15 protein-coding genes, 9 pseudogenes and 1 other annotated feature are annotated in these 25097 nt (G+C 45.2%); of the genes and pseudogenes, 23 read left to right on the plus strand and 1 reads right to left on the minus strand.

Annotation, left to right across the window (positions count from 1 at the left end):
• Positions 1-16: 16 nt before the first annotated feature.
• The 21 genes and pseudogenes from pfkA (at position 17) to rplT (ending at position 22582) form a co-directional block, all read left to right on the plus strand.
• Positions 17-975: pseudogene (gene pfkA / locus ACYF68_RS06885) on the plus strand (6-phosphofructokinase).
• 13 nt (positions 976-988) lie between these two features.
• A pseudogene (pyk, locus tag ACYF68_RS06890) lies at positions 989-2748 on the plus strand (pyruvate kinase).
• Between the two features lie 85 nt (positions 2749-2833).
• Positions 2834-3580: a hypothetical protein gene (locus ACYF68_RS06895; protein ID WP_461046005.1), complete on the plus strand. Its 747-nt coding sequence runs from the start codon at positions 2834-2836 to the stop codon at positions 3578-3580.
• 187 nt (positions 3581-3767) lie between these two features.
• Positions 3768-3977: a DUF485 domain-containing protein gene (locus tag ACYF68_RS06900; RefSeq protein WP_461046007.1), complete on the plus strand. Its 210-nt coding sequence runs from the start codon at positions 3768-3770 to the stop codon at positions 3975-3977.
• A gap of 97 nt (positions 3978-4074) precedes the next feature.
• Positions 4075-5621 (plus strand): annotated as a pseudogene (locus ACYF68_RS06905) (solute symporter family protein).
• A 233-nt stretch (positions 5622-5854) separates the two neighbouring features.
• Positions 5855-6970 (plus strand): citrate synthase, encoded by a 1116-nt coding sequence (locus ACYF68_RS06910; RefSeq protein WP_461046009.1) that lies wholly within the window; start codon positions 5855-5857, stop codon positions 6968-6970.
• Positions 6971-7010: 40 nt separating this feature from the next.
• The gene (gene icd / locus ACYF68_RS06915; protein WP_461046011.1) at positions 7011-8276 is read left to right on the plus strand and encodes an NADP-dependent isocitrate dehydrogenase; all 1266 of its coding nucleotides are present in this window, start codon (positions 7011-7013) and stop codon (positions 8274-8276) included.
• Positions 8277-8304: 28 nt separating this feature from the next.
• The gene (gene mdh / locus ACYF68_RS06920) at positions 8305-9237 is read left to right on the plus strand and encodes a malate dehydrogenase (protein ID WP_461046013.1); all 933 of its coding nucleotides are present in this window, start codon (positions 8305-8307) and stop codon (positions 9235-9237) included.
• A 91-nt stretch (positions 9238-9328) separates the two neighbouring features.
• Positions 9329-10905 (plus strand): annotated as a pseudogene (locus tag ACYF68_RS06925) (AbgT family transporter).
• 113 nt (positions 10906-11018) lie between these two features.
• Positions 11019-13618, plus strand: a pseudogene (gene polA / locus ACYF68_RS06930) (DNA polymerase I).
• A gap of 8 nt (positions 13619-13626) precedes the next feature.
• Positions 13627-14496 carry a bifunctional DNA-formamidopyrimidine glycosylase/DNA-(apurinic or apyrimidinic site) lyase gene (mutM, locus tag ACYF68_RS06935; protein WP_461046015.1) on the plus strand — a complete coding sequence of 290 codons (870 nt, stop codon included), beginning with the start codon at positions 13627-13629 and terminating at the stop codon, positions 14494-14496.
• 4 nt (positions 14497-14500) lie between these two features.
• Positions 14501-15084: pseudogene (coaE, locus tag ACYF68_RS06940) on the plus strand (dephospho-CoA kinase).
• Positions 15085-15176: 92 nt separating this feature from the next.
• Positions 15177-16180: pseudogene (locus ACYF68_RS06945) on the plus strand (glyceraldehyde-3-phosphate dehydrogenase).
• An 87-nt stretch (positions 16181-16267) separates the two neighbouring features.
• Positions 16268-16741, plus strand: a complete 474-nt coding sequence (nrdR, locus tag ACYF68_RS06950; protein ID WP_461046017.1) for a transcriptional regulator NrdR — start codon at positions 16268-16270, stop codon at positions 16739-16741.
• A 111-nt stretch (positions 16742-16852) separates the two neighbouring features.
• Positions 16853-18058 carry a replication initiation and membrane attachment family protein gene (locus ACYF68_RS06955; protein ID WP_461046019.1) on the plus strand — a complete coding sequence of 402 codons (1206 nt, stop codon included), beginning with the start codon at positions 16853-16855 and terminating at the stop codon, positions 18056-18058.
• 5 nt (positions 18059-18063) lie between these two features.
• Positions 18064-18522: a hypothetical protein gene (locus ACYF68_RS06960; protein ID WP_461046021.1), complete on the plus strand. Its 459-nt coding sequence runs from the start codon at positions 18064-18066 to the stop codon at positions 18520-18522.
• Positions 18501-18992, plus strand: coding sequence for an ATP-binding protein (locus ACYF68_RS06965; protein ID WP_461047521.1), 492 nt, complete (start codon positions 18501-18503; stop codon positions 18990-18992). The genes ACYF68_RS06960 and ACYF68_RS06965 overlap by 22 nt, the downstream gene beginning before the upstream one ends.
• Before the next feature lie 305 nt (positions 18993-19297).
• A pseudogene (gene thrS / locus ACYF68_RS06970) lies at positions 19298-21224 on the plus strand (threonine--tRNA ligase).
• Positions 21225-21274: 50 nt separating this feature from the next.
• Positions 21275-21430 (plus strand) — a sequence feature (ribosomal protein L20 leader region).
• Between the two features lie 16 nt (positions 21431-21446).
• Complete coding sequence (gene infC, locus ACYF68_RS06975; protein WP_461046023.1) at positions 21447-21977, plus strand: translation initiation factor IF-3; 531 nt, start codon at positions 21447-21449, stop codon at positions 21975-21977.
• A gap of 19 nt (positions 21978-21996) precedes the next feature.
• Positions 21997-22197, plus strand: a complete 201-nt coding sequence (rpmI, locus tag ACYF68_RS06980; RefSeq protein ID WP_344702704.1) for a 50S ribosomal protein L35 — start codon at positions 21997-21999, stop codon at positions 22195-22197.
• A 25-nt stretch (positions 22198-22222) separates the two neighbouring features.
• Positions 22223-22582, plus strand: coding sequence for a 50S ribosomal protein L20 (gene rplT / locus ACYF68_RS06985; protein WP_461046026.1), 360 nt, complete (start codon positions 22223-22225; stop codon positions 22580-22582).
• Positions 22583-22633: 51 nt separating this feature from the next.
• Here the strand turns inward: rplT and ACYF68_RS06990 are convergent, their stop codons facing one another.
• Entirely contained in the window at positions 22634-22909 is a 276-nt protein-coding gene (locus tag ACYF68_RS06990) for a hypothetical protein (RefSeq protein ID WP_461046028.1), read from the minus strand.
• Between the two features lie 155 nt (positions 22910-23064).
• On the opposite strand from ACYF68_RS06990, the pseudogene ACYF68_RS06995 reads away from it, so the two are divergent.
• Positions 23065-24137 (plus strand): annotated as a pseudogene (locus ACYF68_RS06995) (M42 family metallopeptidase).
• Complete coding sequence (locus ACYF68_RS07000; RefSeq protein WP_461046030.1) at positions 24131-24877, plus strand: TrmH family RNA methyltransferase; 747 nt, start codon at positions 24131-24133, stop codon at positions 24875-24877. Before ACYF68_RS06995 ends, ACYF68_RS07000 begins: the two are co-directional and overlap by 7 nt.
• Positions 24878-25097: the final 220 nt, after the last annotated feature.

Raw genomic sequence — 25097 nt, forward strand, 5'->3', positions numbered from 1 at the left:
TTAACGGAGGGAACCCATGAGGAAAATTGGAGTACTTACAAGTGGAGGCGATGCGCCCGGCATGAATGCTGCCATAAGGGCCGTCGTCAGAAAGAGTATATATGAAGGCGTTGAAGTCTATGGTGTTTTCCAGGGCTATCAGGGCCTCGTCACTGATAATATCCATAAGCTGGAGCTTGGGGATGTCGGTGACATCATCCAAAGAGGGGGACGAAGCTCTACTCTGCCCGGTGCCCGGAATTCATTGAACCCGCTGTCCGCCAAAAAGCCATCGAGAACCTTAAAGCTAAAGGGATAGACTCACTTGTGGTCATAGGGGGAGATGGTTCCTACAGAGGTGCACAACGACTCGATGAAGAAGGCATCAAGACCATAGGGGTGCCAGGCACCATCGATAATGACATCAATGGCACAGACTACACCATAGGGTTTGATACTGCCTTAAACACCATAATCGATGCCGTAGACAGGATCAGAGATACAGCAACCAGCCATGAGCGCACTTTCATTATAGAAGTGATGGGCAGGGATGCTGGAGACTTGGCGCTTTGGGCCGGTGTCGCCGGGGGCGCAGAGACCATACTCATTCCTGAATCACCTTCTGACATGAAAGAAGTTGCAGAACGAATCGAATCGGGTATGAGCCGTGGTAAGAAACACTCGATCATTGTTGTAGCTGAGGGTGTCATGAGTGCGTCACAATGCGCAGATGAATTGCATAAGTATATAAACGTAGACACCCGTGAGAGTGTGCTTGGCCATATGCAGCGTGGAGGGAAACCGACCGGTCAAGATCGGGTGCTGGCTTCACGACTTGGTGCTTTCGCTGTTGACCTTCTTTTGGATGGTGTACATGGAAGGGCGGTAGGCACTGAGAACAATAAACTCTCCACAACCCGTTTCGATAAAGTGTTCGAAGAAAGTCATATGATAGATGAGGGTCTGTACAGACTTTCGAGAGAGCTATCCATTTAGGAGGAATCTAGTTATGCGTAACACTAAAATAGTATGTACAATCGGTCCTGCATCAGAATCACCGGAAATGCTTGAAAAGTTGATGGAAGCTGGCATGAATATTGCACGATTGAACTTTTCACATGGTGATCATGATGAACATCGTGCCAGAATAGACAACATCAGGAAAGTTGCCGACAAATTAGATCGTACAGTAGGTATTCTGCTCGATACAAAAGGGCCTGAGATTCGTACCCACAGCATGGAAAATGGTGAAATTGAGCTGACAAAAGGGCAGAGTATCATAGTGTCGATGGAAGAAGTAGTGGGCACGCCAGAAAAGATTTCCATCACATACTCTGGCCTCATTGAAGACGTGGATGAAAAAGATCGCATCCTTCTTGATGACGGTCTGATGGAACTTAAAATTGAAAGCATCGACCGGGAGAATGGTGAAATCCATTGCCACGTCCTGAATGATGGCGTCCTTAAAAATAAAAAGGGTGTCAATGTGCCAGGCGTCTCTGTCAAAATGCCTGGCATCACTGAGAAGGATCGGGAAGATATCATCTTTGGCATTGATGAAGGTGTCGATCTGATTGCAGCAAGCTTTATCCGTACGAACAGCGATGTTCTGGAAATACGCAAGCTGCTTGAAGAAAAATCAAGTGAGCACATTGAAATCATCCCGAAGATCGAAAACCAGGAAGGTATCGACAATATAGATGATATACTCGAAGTGTCTGATGGACTCATGGTGGCGCGCGGAGACTTGGGTGTTGAAATCCCACCTGAATCAGTACCTATGGTTCAAAAAGATCTGATCAGAAGATGTAATTACCTTGGTAAACCGGTCATCACCGCTACCCAGATGCTTGATTCCATGCAGCATAACCCACGCTGCACACGTGCAGAAGCCAGCGATGTGGCGAATGCCATATATGATGGTACAGATGCTGTAATGCTGAGCGGCGAAACAGCTGCTGGGGATTATCCCCTGGAAGCTGTCGAGACAATGGCAAGCATCGCTGTTTCGGCTGAAGACGCACAGGATTACAAAAAATTACTTTCTACACGGACTAAGTCGCTGCAGACGAACTTGGTGACGGCAATTGGGGTGTCGGTCGCACACACAGCACTGAACCTAAATTGCCGTGCGATAGTAGCTGCCACAGAATCAGGGCATACAGCAAGGATGATATCAAAATATCGTCCCCATGCAGAAATCGTGGCAGTTACTCCGCACCATCATGTAGCCAGACAACTACAGCTTGTATGGGGCGTCCACCCTGTGATCAAGGAAGGGAAGCGGGACACTGATGAACTTCTGAACATCTCTGTATCAGCAGCAATGGAAAAAGGGTTTGCAGAACAGGGAGATTTGTTGATCATCACAGCAGGGGTTCCTGCAGGAGAAGCAGGCACCACGAATCTGATGAAGCTCCACATCGTCGGAGATAAGTTGATCCGAGCTCAGGGTATAGGCAGGAGAAGCAGCGTTGGTGAAGTGATGTTCGTTGACTCTGCGGAAGCCTTAAAAGATAAAGATCTGGAAGGGAAAATCATCGTAACCCAATCTGTAGATGCAGATATGACGCCTTACCTTGAAGAGGCTGCAGGTCTAGTTACAGTCGAGGGGGACTCACCTCGCATGGGGCGATCGTTGGCCTGAATCTTGATCTGCCGACAATAGTCGGGGCGTCAGCCGCCTATGAAGTATTGGAAGAGGGCGCAGTCGTCACAGTTGACTCAGAACAGAATTGTATATTCGATGGACATGCTAATGTACTATAACCCAGCAAAAGGCACTTTTTGAAAGTGCCTTTTTATGTTGTAGTCACAGATGCTGCACAGTATAATATTAGATGAGGTGGCACATATGAAAAAAATGTTACTTATCATGCTCCTGTTTTTAACAGCGTGCACTAACGGCGAGCCTGCGGACGACTCATCTGATGAAAATACAGATCAGAGTGAAGAATCGACAGAGGCCGCTCCAGAAGAGCAACAGACGTCTGAAGAGTCGGAAGAAGAAATGTCAGCAGCAGATATCATTAAAAATGCACAATCTGAAGAAAGTAAGGACGTCAGCTATGAAGAGCGGCAGACGACTACAATTTCCACAGAAGAAAGCCAGCATGTGATCCGTACAATCACCACCAGGAGCAAGCAAGATGAAATTAAAATCGAAGTTGATGATGGGACGGACATCAAGACGCATTACATCTTTGAAGGAGAACACTTCATCTATCAAAATGGCGACGTGGAAAGACAGGATGACGGGCGCAATATTGAAGGCAGCAGCTATGGAGATTTAATCAGTCAGCTCGAACCATTCAAAGAAGGCACAGCCAAACAGCTCGAATCAGGTTATGAAATTCGCTATGAAGTAGAAGGCGAAGCCGGCGTAAAACCCTTTATAAACGACGATCTGGAGTCGTCACTTGAAGCGGTGGATAACATCAATGGTCTTGTCCTACTGAAGTTCAATGACGATTTTCAATATGAAAGTGCGGAATTGACACTTACTATGGAAATGGATGATGAAACCATTAATGTTTCATCAAATATCACAATGGATAAAATCGGAGAGATCAGTGTGATAGAAAAACCAAAGGGAATGTAGCGAAATAATCGAATGGATTTCAAACGGGAAAGTCAGCCGGGCATCATTTAAAGGATGCACGGCTGACTTTTTTATTTGTTATACCACCAATAGTCCAGAAGATGAATAATTACAACAATTATAGTTGTCGAAAAATTGACATATTTCTGTCAAATAAATACAATGTAGACTATAAGGGGGAATAGAAATGGCAAAGATTGATTACGCATTAATTGCTTCACAACCTGAATTTGAAGAACTGCTCAAGAAGCGGAACAGATTCATTTTACCGATCAGCATCTTTTTCATCATCGCAACACTGCTCTTTCCGATACTGACAGGCTATACCAATTTGCTTAGCAACGAAGCATTCGGAAATATTTCATGGGCTTGGATCTACGCATTTTTCTCTTCATAATGGTCTGGACGCTGGTTACGATCTACATGAAGAAGGCCAAGGAATTCGACAGGGAAGCGGATGAGATAATCAGAAAGTATCGGGAGGGGAACTATAAATGAATCTGACCGTAATCATCATGTTCATTGTATTTGTTGGTTTGACGTTAGTGATTACATATTTTGCTTCGAAAAGGACTCAATCCACTAAAGATTTCTACACAGCAGGTGGGGGCTGACCGGTTGGCAAAACGGTCTCGCAATATCCGGAGATTACCTTTCAGCTGCTTCATTCCTTGGTATCGCAGGGGCGATTGCATTATGGGGGTTTGACGGATTTTTCTACAGTGTGGGTTATCTTACAGCTTATCTCGTTGTACTGTACGTTGTGGCAGAACCGCTTAGAAACCTCGGGAAGTACACAGTCGCTGATATGATTGCTGCACGGTTTGAGCTTAAGAAGGTGCGCGCCTTCGCAGCGCTATCTTCCATTACGATTGTCATCTTCTATATGCTCGCTCAACTTGTAGGGGCGGGAGCCTTGATTCAACTGCTGTTTGATATACCATACAGTGTGGCTGTCATCATAGTCGGCATAATGATGACCATTTATGTATTGTTCGGTGGCATGACTGCAACAAGCTGGGTACAGATGGTAAAGGCGATCTTGTTGATGGTTGGCACAGTCATCATCTCTGTACTCGTACTGCTGCAATTCAATTTCAATATTTTTACCATGTTCGGCGAAATGAAGAATATAACGGCACCGGAGCTTAAAGGCCCATTCTTGAATCCTGGCTCTCAAGGCGGATCTCCCCTGAATAACGTGTCGCTCATTATCGCATTATTGTTCGGTACGGCCGGCCTTCCGCATATCCTCATGAGATTTTTTACAGTTAAAGATGCTAAGACAGCCCGTAGCTCAGTCATGTGGGCAACTTGGATCATCGGCATATTCTACATCTTGACGATATTCCTTGGATTTGGAGCTGCAGCGATGCTGACGAGGGAGGAAATCATCGCAGCGAACCCGGCAGGCAATATGGCTGCGCCATTGCTAGCAGAAAAGCTTGGTGGCGATCTACTCATGTCATTCGTGTCGGCAGTGGCATTCGCAACAATCCTCGCAGTAGTAGCTGGTCTTGTGCTATCGGGGGCAAGTGCATTTGCGCATGATATCTATGGTCAAGTGATCAAAAAGGGCAATATAACAGATAAACAGCAGATGCTCGCAGCTAAAATTGCGGCCTTCAGTGTAAGTGTCCTGTCCATAATACTGGCAATCTTCGCCCAAAACCAAAATGTCGCATTTCTGGTTTCTTTGGCATTCTGTGTAGCAGCAAGCGCCAACTTACCAGTCATCATCTATACGATTTTTTGGAAGCGGTTTAATACGCAAGGGGCGATTACTGGAATTATAACGGGACTTGCGGTATCTCTTATACTTGTTATAATGAGCCCGAATGTAATGGATCCTTCAGGCAATGCATTTATTGCATTGGAACCCCTGTTCCCTCTGACGAATCCAGCAATAATCTCAGTACCAGTCGGATTTTTAGGTGCTTTCTTAGGAACCTTCCTCGGTAAAGCCGAATCACATGAAAAGTATCGCGAAGTGAAGGTTAAATCGGTGACAGGTATTGATACATCTGAGACAACACACTAATCATAAGATAAACTTATGTACATCAATAAGATAATTAACTGACCCTTATAAAAGCCTCAATTCAGCTGAATTGAGGCTTTTATTGTGAGTATAGGCGTCTTCTGGAAGGTTAATGGTATTAATTTCACAAAGGGATAAATGATGCTGTATTATTCACAAAGTTCTTTAATTTGATATAATGGCAATAAGGCCGACTGGCTATACTAAGAATTAACTAGAAGGAGAATCGATATATGTCTGAGAAAAAAGGTTTAGAAGGTATAGTTGCAACCGAATCACGCATCAGTTCCATCATTGGTTCGCAGCTCACTTATTGCGGTTATGAAATCGATGACCTTGCAGAAAATGCACTATTTGAAGAAGTCGTATTCCTATTATGGAACGACAGATTGCCGAACCAGACTGAACTTGATGATTTCCAGGCGAAATTATTTGATCATATGACGCTCAATCCTAGAATCTACACTCATTTCGAGGAATATGCAGCGGATAAGATCCATCCAATGGCAGGTTTGCGTACAGCATTGTCATATCTGTCACACTTCGATGAGAATGCTGAAGACATGAGTGATGAAGCGAATCAGGAAAAAGCCATCCGTATCCAAGCTAAAGTGGCCTCACTCGTTGCAGCATTCTCAAGGATAAGAAGTGGTAAAGAAGTCGTCAAACCTAAAAAAGGACTCAATTACGCTGCAAACCTTCTGTATATGATGAAAGACGAAGAGCCTAACAGTACAGAAGTCGAAGCAATGAATAAAGCCCTTGTGCTTCATGCAGACCACGAACTGAATGCGTCAACATTCACGGCACGCGTATGTGTCGCGACACTTTCCGATATGTATTCAGGCGTAACAGCTGCAGCTGGTGCACTCAAAGGACCTCTTCATGGCGGAGCGAATGAACGCGTAATGAAGATGCTTGGTGAGATAGAATCTCCTGAAGCTGTAGAAGACTACTTGAAAGAGAAATTCGAAAATAAAGAGAAAATCATGGGGATGGGACACCGTGTCTATAAAGACGGCGATCCACGTGCAAAATATTTGAAAGAGATGTCCAGACAGTTGACTGAGGAAATCGGAGAGCCTGAGCTCTACGAAAAATCCATAAAGATCGCAGAAGTTGTAGAACGTGAAAAGGGACTTCTGCCAAACGTTGACTTTTTCAGCGCCTCGGTCTATCATGCGATGGGGATTGACCATGATCTATTCACGCCAATCTTTGCCGTCAGCCGCGTTTCTGGATGGATTGCACATATTCTGGAACAGTATGAAGACAACCGTCTGATCAGACCAAGAGCTGAATATGTTGGACAAACCGGCAAGAAATATGAAGCAATCGAAAAGCGCTAAAACAAAATTTCAAAAATATTAATCAGGAGGAATTTTATTTATGTCGAGTCAAAAAATCACAACAAACAACGGAATTCTGAACGTACCCGATAAGCCAATCATCCCATTCATAGAAGGTGACGGCATCGGACCTGATATCTGGAAAGCTGCAAACAAAGTACTTGATGCAGCGGTTGAAAAAGCATATGACGGCGAAAAAGCGATTGAATGGAAAGAAGTGTTGGCAGGCCAAAAAGCGTATGACAAGACCGGCGAATGGCTGCCACAGGAAACTTTGGATACAATCAATGAATACCTGCTTGCAATCAAAGGCCCGCTCACTACACCAATCGGTGGCGGTATCCGCTCACTGAACGTGGCGCTGAGACAGGAGCTGGATCTGTTTACATGCCTCAGACCGGTAAGGTATTTTGAAGGTGTACCATCTCCATTGAAGCGTCCTGAAGAGACGGACATGGTTATCTTCCGTGAAAACACAGAGGATATCTATGCAGGAATCGAATTCCAGGAAGGCACTGATGAAGCGAAGAAGGTAATCGACTTCCTTCAAGATGAGATGGGCGCTAAAAACATCCGCTTCCCAGAAACTTCAGGAATCGGAATCAAACCAGTATCCAAAGAAGGTACTGAAAGATTGGTGCGTTCTGCCATCAACTATGCAATTGAAAACAATAGACCTTCTGTAACTCTTGTCCATAAAGGTAATATCATGAAGTTCACTGAAGGTGCATTCAAAGCTTGGGGCTATGCGCTTGCTGAACGTGAGTTCGGAGATAAGGTCTTCACATGGAATGCGTACGACAAGATTGTTGAAGAAGAAGGAAGAGAAGCAGCCGACAAAGCACAATCAGAGGCGGAAGCAGAAGGCAAAATCATCATCAAAGATGCAATTGCCGACATCTTCCTGCAGCAGATCCTTCTCCGTCCAAAAGATTTCGGTGTTGTAGCGACAATGAACCTAAACGGAGACTATATCTCTGATGCATTGGCGGCACAAGTTGGTGGAATCGGTATCGCTCCTGGTGCAAACATCAACTATGAAACAGGCCATGCAATCTTCGAAGCAACGCACGGAACAGCACCTAAGTATGCCGGCATGGACAAAGTCAACCCATCATCCGTCATACTCTCAGGCGTTCTTATGCTTGAACATATAGGCTGGCAGGAAGCTGCGGACCTTGTTACAAAAGCTGTCGAGAAGACGATTGCATCTAAAGTCGTGACTTATGACTTCGCCCGCCTGATGGATGGCGCCAAAGAAGTTAAATGTTCCGAGTTCGCAGACGAACTTGTCAAAAATATGTAGTTGAAGCCACCTTTAGAGGGGGAGTAGCATGAACAGAAAAAAAATATCAGTCATAGGCGCCGGATTCACCGGCGCTACGACTGCCTTTATCGCAGCTTCTAAAGCACTTGCAGATGTGGTCCTTGTCGATATTCCGCAAGCGGAAGATCCAACACGCGGCAAGGCACTTGATATGCAGGAAGCGACACCAGTTCTTGGAGTCGATGTAAATATTACCGGTACAAGTGATTATGCAGACACTAAAGATTCCGACATAGTCATTATTACAGCAGGCATTGCACGGAAGCCAGGTATGAGCCGGGACGACCTCATCAAGACTAACCAGAAAGTCATGACAGCAGTGACACGGGAAATAGTCGAGCATTCACCGGACTGCACAATCATTGTGCTGACCAATCCTGTAGATGCCATGACGTACGCTGTCTATAAAGAGTCCGGTTTTCCAAAAAACCGGGTTATCGGACAGTCAGGAGTACTTGATACTGCCCGTTTCCGAACGTTTATAGCTGAAGAGCTGAACCTTTCCGTCAATGATGTGCGTGGATTTGTCCTTGGGGGGCACGGAGACGACATGGTGCCTCTGATTCGCTATTCTTCGGTTGGAGGTGTGCCATTGGAAAGTCTGATGGACAAAGCCAAGATAGACGAAATCATCGAACGTACAAGAAAAGGCGGAGCTGAGATTGTAAACCTGTTGGGCAATGGTTCTGCCTATTACGCACCCGCTGCCTCTTTAGTGGAAATGGCTGAAGCCATCCTCCATGATAAAAAACGTGTACTTCCATCCATTGCGTATCTGGACGGAGAGTACGGTTACAGTGACATCTATCTTGGTGTACCGGCAGTGATAGGGACAAATGGTGTTGAGAAGATCATCGAGCTGGATTTATCAGAAGATGAAAAGAAACAGCTGGATAAGTCCAGGGATTCAGTTGTGAATGTAATGAAATTATTGAAATGAGATTTATGATTCTGTAATGGCACTAAACTGAAAAGATCACCTGACTAGGCGACCTTTTCAGTTTAGTGTATTTTGGGAGGAAATTTTGGGAATGGAAAATGGTAAAAAGAATAAAGGTTTTTTTCAGAAATTTCTTGACTTTGTAGAATGGCTCGGTAACAAACTCCCTCATCCTGTCACCCTGTTTGCGATTCTCGCACTTCTTACGCTCGTTGCATCTGCAATCTTGTCTGCGTTTGAAATTTCAGTGGAACATCCGGGAGAGGACCAAGAAACCGTCACCATCAATAACCTGCTGGATGGTGAAGGGATAAGTTACATATTCTCCAGCATGACTGATAACTTCATCAACTTTGCGCCGCTTGGGGTCGTTCTCATAACGATGCTTGGTATTGGTGTTGCTGAACGGTCAGGTCTGATAAGTGCAGCTTTACGTGGATTTGTATTGTCGATACCTAAGACCCTGATTACAGCAGGCCTTGTCTTTGCAGGTATCATGTCTTCACTTGCATCTGATGCAGGATATGTAGTGTTGCCGCCGCTTGGTGCAGTGTTGTATCTTGCCCTCGGCAGGCATCCACTGGCTGGTCTTGCGACTGCTTTTGCCGGTGTCTCTGCTGGATTCTCGGCCAACCTGCTTCTGAGTGGTACAGACGCCATGCTGGCTGAACTTTCCATTCAGGCGGCTTCTATCATCGATTCGCAGTATGCCGATGGCATGAATGTTGCGATGAACTACTTCTTCATTGCAGCAAGTGTTTTCCTGTTGACTCTTGTAGGCTGGTTCGTTTCAGACAAGATTGTAGAACCTCGCCTGGGACTTACAATGCTGAAGATGAGGATTCAACTGCCGTTACTGATACGGATGCAATGGATCCATTGAAACCAATCGAGAAAAAAGGATTGGCATGGGCAATCATTTCGATGGTAGTAGGGGCGTTGCTTGCATTGCTTCTTGTCGTCCTGCCAAATTCACCGATGCGTGGAGACGATTCAATCGGAAACTACATGGATACAATCGTCCAATCGCCATTCATGAGTGACGGACTTGTACCGATCATTGCAATCCTCTTCTTTATACCGGGGCTTGTCTACGGCTTGATCACACGTTCAATCAAGAGTGATAAGGATGTAGCGAATCAGATGACTGAAACGATGGCTTCGATGGGCATGTTCATCGTGTTGGCATTCACCGCCGGCCAGTTCGTCTCTTATTTCGCAGAATCCAATATGGGCCTTGTTATCGGTGTGTATGGAGCTGAGTTGCTTGAAACCCTCAAATTGACCGGTATTCCACTGATCATAGGCTTTATGCTGGTCACAGCAATCGTCAACCTGTTCATAGGTAGTGCGAGTGCAAAATGGGCGATGATGGCTCCGATATTTGTACCGATCATGATGCAGCTCGGCTATTCACCAGAGTTGACGACTATGGCGTACCGTGTTGCGGATTCATCGACAAACATCATCACACCTCTCATGACATACTTTGCGATCATCATTGCCTTTGCGCAACAATATAACAAAAACGTAGGAATCGGGACATTGATTTCTGTCATGTTGCCTTATTCCATCTTCTTCTTTGTTACTTGGGCACTGATGCTGATCGTTTGGATGCTCCTTGGGTTGCCACTTGGACCAAACGCACCAATTGAATATACACCGTAAAATAAAGGTACAGCATAAGCTGTGCCTTTTTCATGGATTAAGTTTGCATTGGAATGTATAATTCTTAATGAAGCAATGGTTTAATAAGACCATTGGAAGAGAGGGGTAATGGAATGGATAAGTTGATTCTGATAGATGGCAATAGTGTTGCCTTCAGGGCGTTCTATGGTCTGCCGCTCCTCAGTAACCAGAGCGGCCTGCATACGAATGCGATATTTGGTTATGCAAGACTGCTTGAAAAAATCATTGCGGATGAAAAGCCTACCCATTTTCTGGTAGCCTTTGACGCCGGCAAATCCACTTTCAGGCATAAACAATATGAAGAGTATAAAGGGGAAGGCAGAAGACGCCTCCCGAGTTGGGTGAACAACTGGCACCCATCAGGAGATTGATTGATGTCTATGGCATCAAACGTTACGAACTTGATGAATATGAAGCTGACGACATCATTGGTACCCTAAGCACTAAAGCGGATAAGGAAGGCCTGGAGACAATCATCATTACAGGGGACCGTGACCTTACACAGCTTGCCAGTGACCATACAACAATCTACTACACTAAAAAGGGGATTTCCGATATAGATCGTTATACCCCGGCATTCATCGAAGAACTCTATGGTCTCAAGCCAGAACAGATCATCGATCTTAAAGGCTTGATGGGCGACAAATCGGATAATATCCCTGGGGTACCTGGTATTGGAGAAAAGACCGCGCTTAAATTACTAAAAGAATATCAGAGTGTGGAAGGTGTGCTTGAGCACCTTGATGAAGTGAAAGGCAAGAAGCTCAAAGAAAACTTAACGGAGTATCGCGAAGATGCCCTCATGAGCAAGGATCTGGCAACGATCTACAAAGAAGTTCCCATCGATTTCGATATTGCCAGCCTGAAGTTTGAACAGGGCCAGGAAGAAGATAAATATGAACTGTTCAAAGAGTTGGAATTCGAATCCCTGCTTAAAAATATGCAGGCAACCGAAACAGAAGACAAAGTCGAATTCGAAGATGAGCGAGTAGACTCCTTGGAAGAGTTGGGCGGTGATGTTTCTTTCCATCTGGAAGTAAGGGCAGAAAATTATCTCGTCAATGCACCTGTGTATCTTGCTGCAACAGATGGAGCGCTCACATTCATAAAGCCGCTCGATGAACTGGAATCGTCATCAATCGAAGATTTCCTGACATCCAGGAAGTCCATCAATGTCTATGACATCAAGCGGCAAATGGGGCTGCTTAGGCATTTGGACATTCATTTCAAAGGGTTTGATTCCGACATCATGCTCGGCAGTTTCCTTCTGGATCCTTCCAAGAAGATCATTGATGTGGCGGAGACCGCTGCTGACTTCGCGGTCAATATAGAAAGTGATGATTATCATTACGGCAAAGGCAAGAAAGCTGTAACCCCGACCGGTGCAGAACATGAAAAGTTTCTTAATGACAAGGTAATGGCCATCCATAAGGTAAGAGAACCGATGGAGGAATATTTAAGAAGAGATGAGATGCATGAACTCTGGGAAACACTTGAAATACCATTGGCTAAGGTTCTTGCTGATATGGAATACAGGGGCATCAAAGTAGATGCTTCACGGCTTGAGGAAATGGAGAAGGACATACAGAAACGGCTGGATGAAATCGAAAGTACCATATACGAGATGGCCGGAGAGTCGTTCAATATCAATTCGCCTAAACAGTTGGGGCATATTCTGTTTGAAAAGTTGAATCTGCCTGTCATCAAAAAAACTAAAACGGGCTATTCCACTGCAGTGGACGTTCTGGAACAGCTACAGGATAAACATGAAATCATTGAGCATCTACTGCATTACCGTACCTTAGCCAAACTCCAGTCCACATACGTGATTGGACTCCAGGGGGAAATTAAAGGAGATTCGAAGATCCACACTCGATTCAATCAGACATTGGCCCAAACAGGCAGGTTGTCGTCGGTTGAACCGAACCTTCAAAACATCCCGATACGGATAGACGAAGGACGAAAGATCCGTAAAGCGTTCGTGCCAAAAGATGAAAATCATGTTCTGTTGGCTCTTGATTATTCACAGATTGAATTGAGGGTGCTTGCACACATTACTCAAGATGAGACGATGATCAATGCCTTTACAAGTGATACCGACATCCATACTAAAACTGCGATGGAAGTATTTAAAGTCGATAAAGAGGATGTCACGCAGAACATGAGGCGGAATGCGAAGGCGGTGAATTTTGGCATCGTCTATGGCATAAGTGACTATGGATTGAGCCAGAACCTTGGCATCACCCGTAAAGAAGCCAAAACCTTCATTGATAATTACTTGAATTCATTCCCACAGGTCAAGGCGTTCATGAAGTCGATCATACAGGATGCCAAACGTGATGGTTATGTGAAGACAATGCTCAATCGCAGAAGGTATATACCTGATATCCATAGCAAGAACTTCAATGCACGAAGCTTTGCAGAACGCACTGCAATGAACTCCCCAATCCAGGGTACAGCAGCCGATATAATAAAATTGGCAATGGTGGAATATGACAAATCTGAAGAGGCAAAAAAATATGATGCAAAACTGCTGCTGCAAATCCACGATGAACTGATTTTCGATGTGCCAAAAGATGAAGTGGAGGATTTCATCCCAGTTATTCGACGCATTATGGAGAATGCGATTGAACTCAGTGTACCGCTCAATGTGGATTATGGTTATGGCAGTGATTGGTATCAAGTGAAGTAGGTGGAAGAATGCCGGAATTACCAGAAGTGGAATTGGTCAAGCGTTCTCTAGAACGGACGGTGGAAGAGAAGGGGATCGGTGCCATATCTTTCTCTGACTATATATATAAAGGGCATGAGGTTGGCCGAAGAACCATAATTAAAGAAAATCTTGAATCATTTAAAAAGAAAGTCGATGGTGCCCATATCAAAAAGATAGGAAGGCGCGGGAAATATCTGTACTTCATCATGGAAAAAGATGGGGGCATATTCCATCTGATTTCGCATCTCGGCATGTCGGGTGCTTTCTTTGTGGCCGACTCGATAGAACAGATCAAAGACTTGAATTACCGTAGGCATTGGCAAGTGTCCATGCCACTATCAGATGGACAGTCTCTTGTCTACAGTGACATCAGACGCTTTGGGGAAATGTCGACCGTCGACAGGATGAGTGACTTCCCTCCCTTTAAAAGGATGGCCCTGGAGTATACGCATCCGGATAGTCTTGCTGAATTCATTGAGAAGATCAAAGATCCCAGCAGAAGCAATAAAGCGATCAAAGCGTTGATAATGGATAGCACGGTCATACCAGGTGTCGGCAACATCTATGCTTCAGAAGCATTGTTCATGTCAGGGATTTCCCCCGTCCGGAAGGCGGGGAATATTTCAGTTGAACGATTAACCAAGTTGCACCAGGCGATTGTTGAAGTATTTGAGCTGTCACTGAGCCGTGGTGGTTCCACAATCTCGGATTATAGAGGGATATCGGGGGAGAGGGGCAGCATGCAGGACCGGTTCAAAGTCTACCAGAAGAAGGTATGCCCGGACTGTGAGGCGCCTCTCAAAACAAAAACGATAGCAGGAAGAAATACATTTTATTGTACAAATTGTCAGAGGTGATCCAATGAACTACATTATCGGTCTGACCGGAGGCATTGCCAGTGGCAAGTCGACCGCTTCAGAATATATTCAATCAAAAGGCTATCCGGTACTTGATGCGGATATTTATGCCAAAAAGGCGACTGCACAAGATGGCCCTGCCTATAAAGGGATACTCGATCACTTCGGGAGGACATTGCAGGGCCGGACGGCGAAATAGACAGAAGGAAGTTGGGGGCGATCATTTTCAATGATCCAGAAGAGCGGCAAATATTGAATGGTCTGGTCCATCCTGAAGTGAGACGCATGATGAATGAGGATAAAGAACGATTGAGCCGGGAGAGCCATGTATTTTTGGATATCCCGCTATTATTCGAAAATGGGTTGGATGAACAATGCGACTTGACTGCAACAGTCTATGTCGATGAGGAAACGCAAAAAAAGCGGTTGATGGACAGAGATGGCTTTACAGAAGAAGAGGCGGTGTCAAGAATCAGAAGTCAAATGCCGCTATCGGATAAGCGCGATAGAAGCGATATCGTGTTTCAGAATAGTGGCTCTATTCAGGAATTGAGGGGCCAAGATTCAAAACTTTCTAGACAAGATTGAAAAGTGAACATTTTATGCAGATTACACCTTTAAACACGCTTTCAATATGTTATACTAATCAGTGAAAAGTATAGCATAAAGGGGCAATCGTCATGAAAAAAGTAGCAATCAATGGTTTGGGAAGAATTGGAAGAATGGTATTTCGCATCGTTGCCGCTTCAGATGAATTGGAGCTCGTAGCGGTGAACGCCAGCTATCCTGCTGAAACACTGGCTCATCTCCTCAACTACGACACCACACATGGGAAATTCGAAAAGCAGATAGAAGGCAATGGAGACAAGCTGGTCATGGATGGTAAAGAGATTCTGATCACGACTGAAAGAAATCCGGAAAAACTGCCATGGGGAGACTTGGGTGTGGATATTGTCATCGAAGCGACAGGCGCCTTCAACCATGGTGACAAAGCAGTAGCCCATGTTAAAGCAGGGGCCAAAAAAGTATTGCTGACTGCACCGGCCAAAGGCGGAGATGTGCAAACGGTAGTTCTTGGGGTAAATGATGAAGAATTCGATATAGATAAATATGATGTATTCTCAAATGCATCGTGTACGACAAACTGCCTGGCGCCAGTCGCCAAAGTGCTGGATGAGGAGTATGGCATCGAAAATGGTTTGATGACGACTGTCCATGCCTACACAAACGACCAGAAGAACATCGATAACCCGCATAAAGACCTTAGACGGGCACGTTCTTGTGCAGACAACATCATACCGACTTCGACTGGCGCAGCAAAAGCCTTGGGTGAGGTTCTCCCCAATTGAACGGCAAACTCCATGGCTTGGCATTGAGAGTGCCTGTCTCGAACGTTTCGCTTGTCGATCTGGTGGTTGACCTGAAAAAACCTGTGACGAAGGACGCACTCAATGAAACATTCGAGAAGCACGCTGATGGTGCGCTAGCCGGTATCATGGGTGTCACTTATGAACCGCTGGTGTCCAGTGATTTCAACACTGACAGCAGAAGTTCGATTATAGACGGTTCGTTGACGATGGTCATGGACGACAATAAAGTCAAAGTCCTGGCATGGTATGACAACGAATGGGGTTATTCGACCCGAGTGGTGGAATTCGCTGAAAAAATTGCTGAAAATCTATAGAAAGAAAAGAAGAAACGAGAGTTTCTTTCTTTTTATGTTCAATGTATTATAATGGTATACCAAACTGGGTAGGAAGAGGTGGTCATAGTGAAATGCCCGAATTGTCATCATACAAGTTCGAGAGTGGTCGATTCCAGGCATACCGATGAACTGTCTGCGATACGCCGGCGTAGGGAATGCGAAGAGTGCGGTTTTAGGTTCACGACGTTTGAACGTATGGAATTATCACCGCTGGTCGTAGTCAAAAAAGATGGAAACAGGGAAGTCTTCAGCCGGGAGAAACTGATGGATGGATTGCTCCGCGCATGTGAAAAGCGTCCAATCCCTTATGAGACGTTGGAGAAGACAGCAGCCCAGATAGAGTCGGACCTCAGGAATTTGAACAAATCGGAAGTTTCGAGCAATGATATCGGAGAACATGTCATGAAAGCGTTGATCACCTTGGATCAAGTGGCATATGTAAGGTTCGCTTCGGTCTATAAGGAGTTCAAGGACATCGACCAGCTCATGGAGACCTTGAAGCATCTGGCTAAAGGCAGTGACGATAATGAACTTCAATGAAAGGCTGAAACCAAATACCGAGTTCATCGTTTATATGCCGTCACCGTTCGAAAAGTCCCATCTGAATATCATAAATGAACTGTATCTCCCCTGATTGGACAGGAAGCGACCATGTCATATATCTACCTTCAGGAATCTTCAAACCATTACAGCAAACTTGAAACCAGGCTCCACAGAGAGATAATGGATGAATTGAACATGCCGCTTTCAAGCTTCTCAAGCATACTCGAGAAGCTTGAAGCGATGGGGCTTATCCGCACATATGTGTCCAACAACGCCCATGAAGATCGCTTCATATACGAGCTGTTGCTGCCGCTTACACCAGATGCCTTCTTCAAAGATCCAATGCTTAGCCTCTATCTCTATGGCCAAGTGGGCGCTGTGGCCTTCAATAAAAAGAAGGATCGACTCCAATATCCACCGATGCCAGAAAACTTCACTGAAGTAACGCGCAAATTCACTGAAGTGTTCCACACAGGTAGTGGTGAGGGCTTTAAAGTACCTACTGAAACATTCAGGAAGGAAAACGAATCTCTCGGGCCAAAAGTCGACCTCGAGGATTTTGACTTTGATGTGCTATTTACACATCTGAAAGGGACACGCATCGACCGTGCGTTCTTCACGAAGGAAATACGCATGCTTATAGTCAAATTGAGTATCCTTTTCAATTTTAATGCCTATGACATAAAACAGATACTGTTATCATCTACAACACAATATGCAGGAATAGATAAAGAACAGTTGAAGTATGAAGCGAGGAAATACTATCAGAAAGAGAACAAGGGCAAGGTTCCTAAATTTGATGGTCCGGCGCAACAGGCGGTTGAAGATAACACCGGTAAGGAATCATATATAGAACAGCTCGAAACCATTAACCCCTTAGACCGGCTGAATGATATACGCGGCCAGCGGCCAAGCGACAATGATGTGAAGCTCGTCACCGACATAATCGCCCGTACAAGTCTGCCAGGCGGTGTCATAAACCTACTTCTTGAGTATGTTTATCAGCAGAAGGGCGGGGACCTGAACTACCCGTATACAATGAAAATTGCAAGGGACTGGGAGGAGAAGGGGATACGTTCGGCTAAGGAAGCTTATGAATCGATAATGGAATACAGAAAGCAACGCAACTCGAAAAAAGGCGGGCGCAAAGAACGCCAAGGTGAAAAGAAACCTGCATGGATGGATAAATCATCCGCTAAACAGAAGAGCGACGTGCAAAACGATAACGGGAAAAAAGCGTCATCTGTCCAAAAGACAGCAAAAGATGATCCCGAGCTACAAAGAATGATAGATGAATTCAGAAAATCTAGGTGATCTTAATGGAACCCATAAACCAATTTTTAAAAAACTCAAAGAAACTGCAGGAGAATAATGAACGCCTTTATGAATCGCTCATCAAGCATCCGCGCATTATAGAATTGATCGAAAACAGCGAGCATGAGATTACGCGTTCAATGATTAAAAATGATCTGCTTCAATTGAAACGCTACGCCGAACAATCTTTAGCCTGTGAGAAATGTGACTCGCTGAGTGGGTGTGTGAATCATCCACAAGGTTATGTGCCTTCGATAGATGTAAGGGATGGGCGGATACATGTAATCTATTCCCCTTGTCCTACAAAAATCAAAGAAGACCGCTTCCGGGAAAAGGAGAAGATGATCGAATCCTATCATATCCCTAAAGATGTTAAAGATGCGACATTCGATACGGTTTTTCTGATGGGAACTCCAACAGGCAGGAAATCATTAAAAAGGCAATTTCAGCAAGCAAGAAGATAATCGATGGAGAAAAGACGAAAGGACTTTATATACATGGTAGTTTCGGCATCGGCAAATCCTATATGCTAGGGTGCATCGCCAATGAATTGAAGGAACAGTCGGTCTCTTCGATAATCGCCTATGTACCTGAAATCATCCGGGATCTCAAATCAGGTTTCAAAGATGGGACGACAGATATCAAGTTTAAGACGCTGAAAACGGCTCAAGTGCTGATGCTTGATGACCTTGGAGCCGAAGATGTAACCCCTTGGGTGAGGGATGAAGTCATTACGAGCCTGCTCCACTATCGCATGGTCGAAGGTCTCCCGACGTTCATCAGCTCAAATTATTCGATAGAAGAACTGGAGTACCGTTATAGTCGGACGAAGGAAAACGGTGTGGAGGAGACTAAAGCCCGAAGGATGACGGAGCGGTTGCGCTCATTATGTGAGGAAGTACAGCTCGAAGGCAGAAACTACAGAAACGGTTGATGCTTGATAATTGAATCGGCCTTCAGTATAATCAATATATAATTCCATCAGTTAAACGCCAAGGACAATGCTTTTTCGTATTCATTCAAAGAGAGTGCATGAAGTGCTGAAACATGCATAATGAAACGATTGAGATACTCCCTTGATATATGCCGGGCTAAAACCCGGACGGCACGGACCGTTATCTCCGGCTGAAGGCGGGTTATATCTCGTGAATCAGGGTGGTACCGCGGTGTCAATCGTCCCTCTATTTAGTAGAGGGACGATTTTTTTGGTGAGACTATGATGATGAAAGGATGGAAAACATGACGCAGATAGAAATAAAATTTCCAGATGGCAATGTCCAAAATTTACAGTCGGGTGTAACCCCGGAAGAAATTGCACAATCCATAAGCCCAGGCCTGAAGAAAGCGGCCGTTGCCGCAAAGGTGAATGGGGAAATGTATGATCTACGAAGACCGATTAATGGGGATGCTGACCTCCAGCTCATCACCAATAAGGACGAAGAGGGCCTTGAAGTGCTGCGCCACTCTACAGCGCATCTTATGGCGCAAGCGCTGAAACGCCTTTACGGCGATGTGAAGTTCGGTGTTGGCCCTGTAATCGAAGAAGGCTTCTATTATGACTTTGATACCGAAGAGAATATTTCCTCGGATGACTTTGACAAAATAGAGAAAGAGATGCAGCGCATTGTAGATGAAAATGTGGAAATAGAGCGGAAGGAACTGACAAGGGGTGAAGCGCAGGAATTATTCAAGGATGATCCCTATAAGCAGGAGCTCATCGAGGCGATTCCTGACGATGAAACCGTAACAGTCTATTCCCAAGGGGAGTTTACAGACCTGTGCCGTGGTGTGCATGTTCCGTCCACATCAAAAATAAAAACCTTCAAACTCCTATCTACAGCTGGTGCCTATTGGCGGGGACAGCGATAACAAGATGCTGCAGCGCATATACGGCACTGCATTCTTTGATAAGAAGGATCTGAAATCCTACTTGAACCTATTGGAAGAACGTAAGGAACGTGACCACAGAAAAATTGGCAAGGACATGGAATTATTCCAAAACAACCAGCTGGTGGGTGCAGGCTTGCCATTGTGGCTGCCCAACGGTGCAACAATCAGACGTGAAATCGAACGGTACATCGTCGATAAAGAAGTTGCTTTAGGTTACGACCATGTCTATACACCTGTACTGGCAAATGTCGACCTGTATAAAACAAGTGGGCACTGGGAACACTATCAGGACGACATGTTCCCGACGATGGACATGAATGGGGAAGAGTTGGTGTTGCGCCCGATGAACTGTCCGCACCATATGATGATCTACAAATCGAGCAAGCACTCATACAGGGAACTGCCGATACGGATTGCAGAGCTCGGCACGATGCACAGATACGAAGCAAGTGGTGCTGTGAGCGGACTTCAACGCGTCAGGGGAATGACATTGAATGATGCCCATGTGTTCGTCAGGCCAGATCAGATAAAAGAAGAGTTTAAACGTGTCGTCCAACTGATAATCGATGTCTATGACGATTTTGGATTCGAGAACTATTCATTCCGCCTGAGCTATCGTGACCCTGAAGATACTGAAAAGTACTTCGATGACGATGAAATGTGGAATAAGGCTGAACTGATGCTGAAAGAGGCAGTGGATGAAATGGCACTCGAGTACACTGAGGCTGATGGGGAAGCGGCCTTCTACGGGCCAAAGCTTGATGTTCAAGTACAGACTGCCCTCGGCAAAGAAGAAACCTTATCGACAGTGCAGTTGGACTTCCTGTTGCCGGAACGGTTCGAATTGACCTATACGGGGAGCGACGGCGAACTGCACCGTCCTGTGGTGATACATCGCGGAGTAGTTTCTACTATGGAACGCTTCGTTGCCTTCCTGACCGAAGAGTATAAGGGGCATTCCCACTTCTGGCTCGCCCCACAGCAAGTGGAAATCATTCCGGTCAACCTTGATCTGCACTATGATTACGCCCGTGCACTCAAAGATGAAATGAAGAGCCACGGCATGCGGGTCAGCATCGACGATAGGAATGAAAAGCTTGGGTATAAAATCAGAGAAGCCCAGATGAGGAAGGTGCCTTACCAGGTGGTCATCGGGGATAAGGAAATCGAAGAGAACCAGGTGAACGTCAGAAAGTATGGCGAGAAGGACCAGAACACTTACGACAGGGAAGACTTCATCTGGGAACTTGTTGATGAAATCAGGCTGAAAAAATAACTGCTTGACAAAGTCTGGGAAAGACTGTAGAATTATAAGAGTTGATAAGAACGGACAAGAAGAAGCTCCCGCTTCTCACCCGCAAACACCTATGAGGTAGTGACCGGGTCATGCAGTGAGATAACGACGGATTGGTATAATACCACTCCAGAATTTCTCATTACTGGTTGGCGGGCGCATATATGTGCCCGCCCTTTTTGTTCGTCTTCAAACTATATGGAGGTGTCAAAGATAGCAAAAGATCAAACATTAATCAATGACAAGATTCGCGCCAGAGAAGTTCGTCTCATCGGACAAGATGGTTCACAGCTTGGGGTAAAACCAACCCGCGAAGCACAAGAGATGGCTGAACGTGTAGAACTTGATTTAGTATTGGTCGCGCCTAATGCCAAACCGCCTGTTGCACGCATCATGGATTACGGTAAATTCAAGTATGAGCAGCAGATTAAAGAAAAAGAAGCGCGTAAAAAGCAGAAAGTGATCAATGTTAAAGAGATCAGGCTTTCTCCAACAATCGAGGACCATGATTTCAACACTAAATTGAAACAGGCGAAGAAATTCCTCGCGAAGGAAGATAAAGTCAAAGTTTCCATCCGCTTCCGCGGCCGCGCAATCACGCATAAAGATATCGGCCGTAAAGTGCTCCAGCGCTTTGCAGATGAATTGTCTGAAGTTGCTACAGTTGAACAAAGACCTAAGATGGAAGGTCGTTCAATGTTCCTGGTGGTCGCACCGATCACTGACAAAAAATAATAATCCGGAGGTTAGTCTCATGCCGAAAATGAAAACTCACAAAGGTTATGCTAAACGCGTCAAGCGTACTGGAACAGGTAAATTCAAACGTCATCGTGCGTTCACATCACACCTGTTCGCCAACAAGACTACAAAGCAGAAACGTCACTTGAGAAAGGCGACGCTAGTTGCTAAGGCAGACCAAAAACGCATCAAAAAGCTACTTTCATATATAAAATAATCGATCGAATTAAGGAGGAGCACACATGGCACGTGTCAAGAATGGTTTAACGTCCCGTAAAAGACGTAAAAAAGTACTGAAGCAGGCAAAAGGATATTTTGGTGCGAAAAGCACACTTTATAGAACAGCGAAACAGCAGGTAATCAAATCCGGCCAGTATGCGTACCGCGACCGCCGTCAGACTAAACGTGATTTCCGCAAATTGTGGATTACACGTATCAATGCAGCTGCACGTCAGCATGGAATGAGCTACAGCCGTCTGATGAACGGACTTAAGACAGCAGGTATCGACATCAACCGTAAAATGCTTTCCGAAATCGCAATTTCAGATGAAAAAGCATTCGGTGAAATCGTTACACAAGCTAAAAATGCTTTGAATAAATAATGCTTAAAAAATGGCCGCTCCGAATAGGAGCGGCCATTTTACATATGTTGCCTATATTCTTTTATAGAGTATATCCATCAGATCATCCGAGTACTCGAAATAGCATTCCTTCTGTTCCTTATTCCCTCGATCCCCATCAGATTGCGGCATGATGTCCAATCGGATGAGGGGTTCATCTTCATCGAAGAACGGCAAAGTCTGTTCTGCATATTCATCAGTGAGTTTATTATAGATTTCAATGGCTTCTTCTTCACTTTCGTATGTCTTCTTTAGGACGTCCAATTCTTTTCCTGTACGTTCAATTCTGGATAGTTTTATATCGATCACTATAACGCCTCCTTCTACAAGCTTTATGCTTCTCCTATTGATGATAACAATTAAAAGGCTAAATGTGTATTAATAAGTTTTATATTACGAAAAGTGAAATAATTTATGATAGAATGAAATCGACCAATTAATTATAAGGAGATTGATGACCGATTATGGATAAACAACTTGAAATGATGAAAAGTCTAACGGATGCAAACGGCATCTCCGGTTTTGAATATGATGTTAAAAACGTCATGAAAAAATATTTGGAGCCAGTCAGTGACGAGCTGATCCAAGACAACCTCGGGGACTGTTCGGTAAACGAAATGCCAAAAATGGTTCACGCACACTGCTTATTGGTGGGCATCTCGACGAAATCGGCTTCATGGTGACGCAGATAGATGATAGTGGCTTCATCAAATTCACACCGATCGGTGGCTGGTGGAACCAGGTCATGCTTTCTCAAAGGATGAATGTGGTGACTGAAACGGGAGTACTGACAGGGGTCATCGGTTCCAAACCACCTCATGTATTATCTCCAGAAGCAAGAAAGAAACCCGTTGATATGAAAGAGATGTTCATAGACATCGGCGTTGCTTCAAAGGAAGAAGCAGAATCAGCAGGAGTCAAAGTCGGGGACATGATTACACCTCATTGTGAATTCACAGAAATGGCGAACAAGGATTATCTGCTGGCAAAAGCATGGGATAACCGGTTCGGCTGTGGTGTAGCCATTGAAGTGCTGGAATCATTGAAGGATGAAGATCTGGACATCAATGTTGTCAGCGGAGCCACAGTACAGGAAGAAGTTGGCCTGAGGGGTGCCAAAGTGGCAGCGAACAAAGTGAAGCCGGACCTTGCGATCGCAGTCGATGTCGGCATTTCCTGGGATACACCAGGTATGAGCGAAAAGGATGGCACCGGAAAGATGGGTGATGGCCCGCTTGTTCTGCTGCTTGACGGTTCAAATATCGGCCATGTCGGCTTCAGGCGCCACGTAGAGAAATTGGCCAAAGAAAAAGATATACCAGTTCAGTGGTCGGCGATTACTGGCGGAGGCACAGATTCAGGCGCATTCCATGTATCCAACGAAGGCGTGCCGTCAATCTCCATCGGTGTACCGCTCCGCTATATGCATTCGAATGTTTCGATTCTGAACAGGAATGACTACAATAATGCGGTCCGTCTCGTGACCGAAATCGTTCGGTCGCTAAATGATGACGCTGTGGAGGAAATCATTTGGTAGCACCAACATTCATCGGCTCAAAAGATAATAAGCGCATCAAGGACCTCAAGAAACTGCAGATGAAAAAATATCGCAAAAAGGAAGGGCGTTTTCTGATTGAAGGGGAGCATCTGGTTGAAGAAGCCGTCAGATATCACCAGACACTCCATACTGTGATACTTCTGGAGGGATACGATTTTGCTTTGTCGATACTTGAGGACACGGAGATGCTCACTGTCAGCCGGACTGTTATGAAAGCCTTATCCACCCTGGATACGCCGCCAGGGGTCATGGCGGCTGTCTCCTATGTGGCCCCTGAAGTGGGAGAGGGTAATACGCTGCTCCTTGATGGTGTACAAGACCCCGGCAACTTGGGGACGTTGATTCGTTCAGCGGATGCTTTTGGGTTCAATCGCATCATTTTATCCTATGATACGGTGGATCCATTCAGCGATAAGGTATTAAGGAGTACGCAAGGCAGCCTCTTCCATATCCGTCTCGAGACAGCAGAACCCACAGCTGCAGTCAATGCATTCCAGGGTTTTGTGATGGGAACTGCCATCGACGGTGCAGTACTGCTTGATGGGACAGCCTCACCTAAGGGGCCCATCATGGTAGTGCTTGGGAATGAAGGGCGTGGCGTTTCAGAAGAAGTGCTTTCATTGGTCGACCAGAAACTGAAGATAGATATGCCCGGTGATAGTGAAAGTCTGAACGTGGCGGTTGCCGGAAGCATTATTATGCATCATTTCAAAGCTTGATTTTTTGGTAGTTTGATTTATAATGATTTTATAAGATGAATACGATGCTTCAGATGAAGCCGGACATAAATGATCTATAATTCCGAAACAGGGAGCGCAGCACATGGACTGGAATGCTGGGTACGGATGGGATCAGGGTTCACCTGGCAGATGGAGCAATGGGTCAATCCCTTATCTTTCCATAAGCGTCTGTATTGTCATGCAGAAAATCAGGTGGTAC

Source organism: Salinicoccus sp. CNSTN-B1, from assembly GCF_054792835.1.

What these genes read in the sequence shown, in the direction of transcription:
- ACYF68_RS06895 (WP_461046005.1), top strand. Translation starts at nt 2,834, where the DNA reads ATGAAAAAAATGTTACTTATCATGCTCCTGTTTTTAACAGCGTGCACT.
- ACYF68_RS06900 (WP_461046007.1), top strand. Translation starts at nt 3,768, where the DNA reads ATGGCAAAGATTGATTACGCATTAATTGCTTCACAACCTGAATTTGAA.
- ACYF68_RS06910 (WP_461046009.1), top strand. Translation starts at nt 5,855, where the DNA reads ATGTCTGAGAAAAAAGGTTTAGAAGGTATAGTTGCAACCGAATCACGC.
- icd (WP_461046011.1), top strand. Translation starts at nt 7,011, where the DNA reads ATGTCGAGTCAAAAAATCACAACAAACAACGGAATTCTGAACGTACCC.
- mdh (WP_461046013.1), top strand. Translation starts at nt 8,305, where the DNA reads ATGAACAGAAAAAAAATATCAGTCATAGGCGCCGGATTCACCGGCGCT.
- mutM (WP_461046015.1), top strand. Translation starts at nt 13,627, where the DNA reads ATGCCGGAATTACCAGAAGTGGAATTGGTCAAGCGTTCTCTAGAACGG.
- ACYF68_RS06955 (WP_461046019.1), top strand. Translation starts at nt 16,853, where the DNA reads ATGTCATATATCTACCTTCAGGAATCTTCAAACCATTACAGCAAACTT.
- ACYF68_RS06960 (WP_461046021.1), top strand. Translation starts at nt 18,064, where the DNA reads ATGGAACCCATAAACCAATTTTTAAAAAACTCAAAGAAACTGCAGGAG.
- rpmI (WP_344702704.1), top strand. Translation starts at nt 21,997, where the DNA reads ATGCCGAAAATGAAAACTCACAAAGGTTATGCTAAACGCGTCAAGCGT.
- rplT (WP_461046026.1), top strand. Translation starts at nt 22,223, where the DNA reads ATGGCACGTGTCAAGAATGGTTTAACGTCCCGTAAAAGACGTAAAAAA.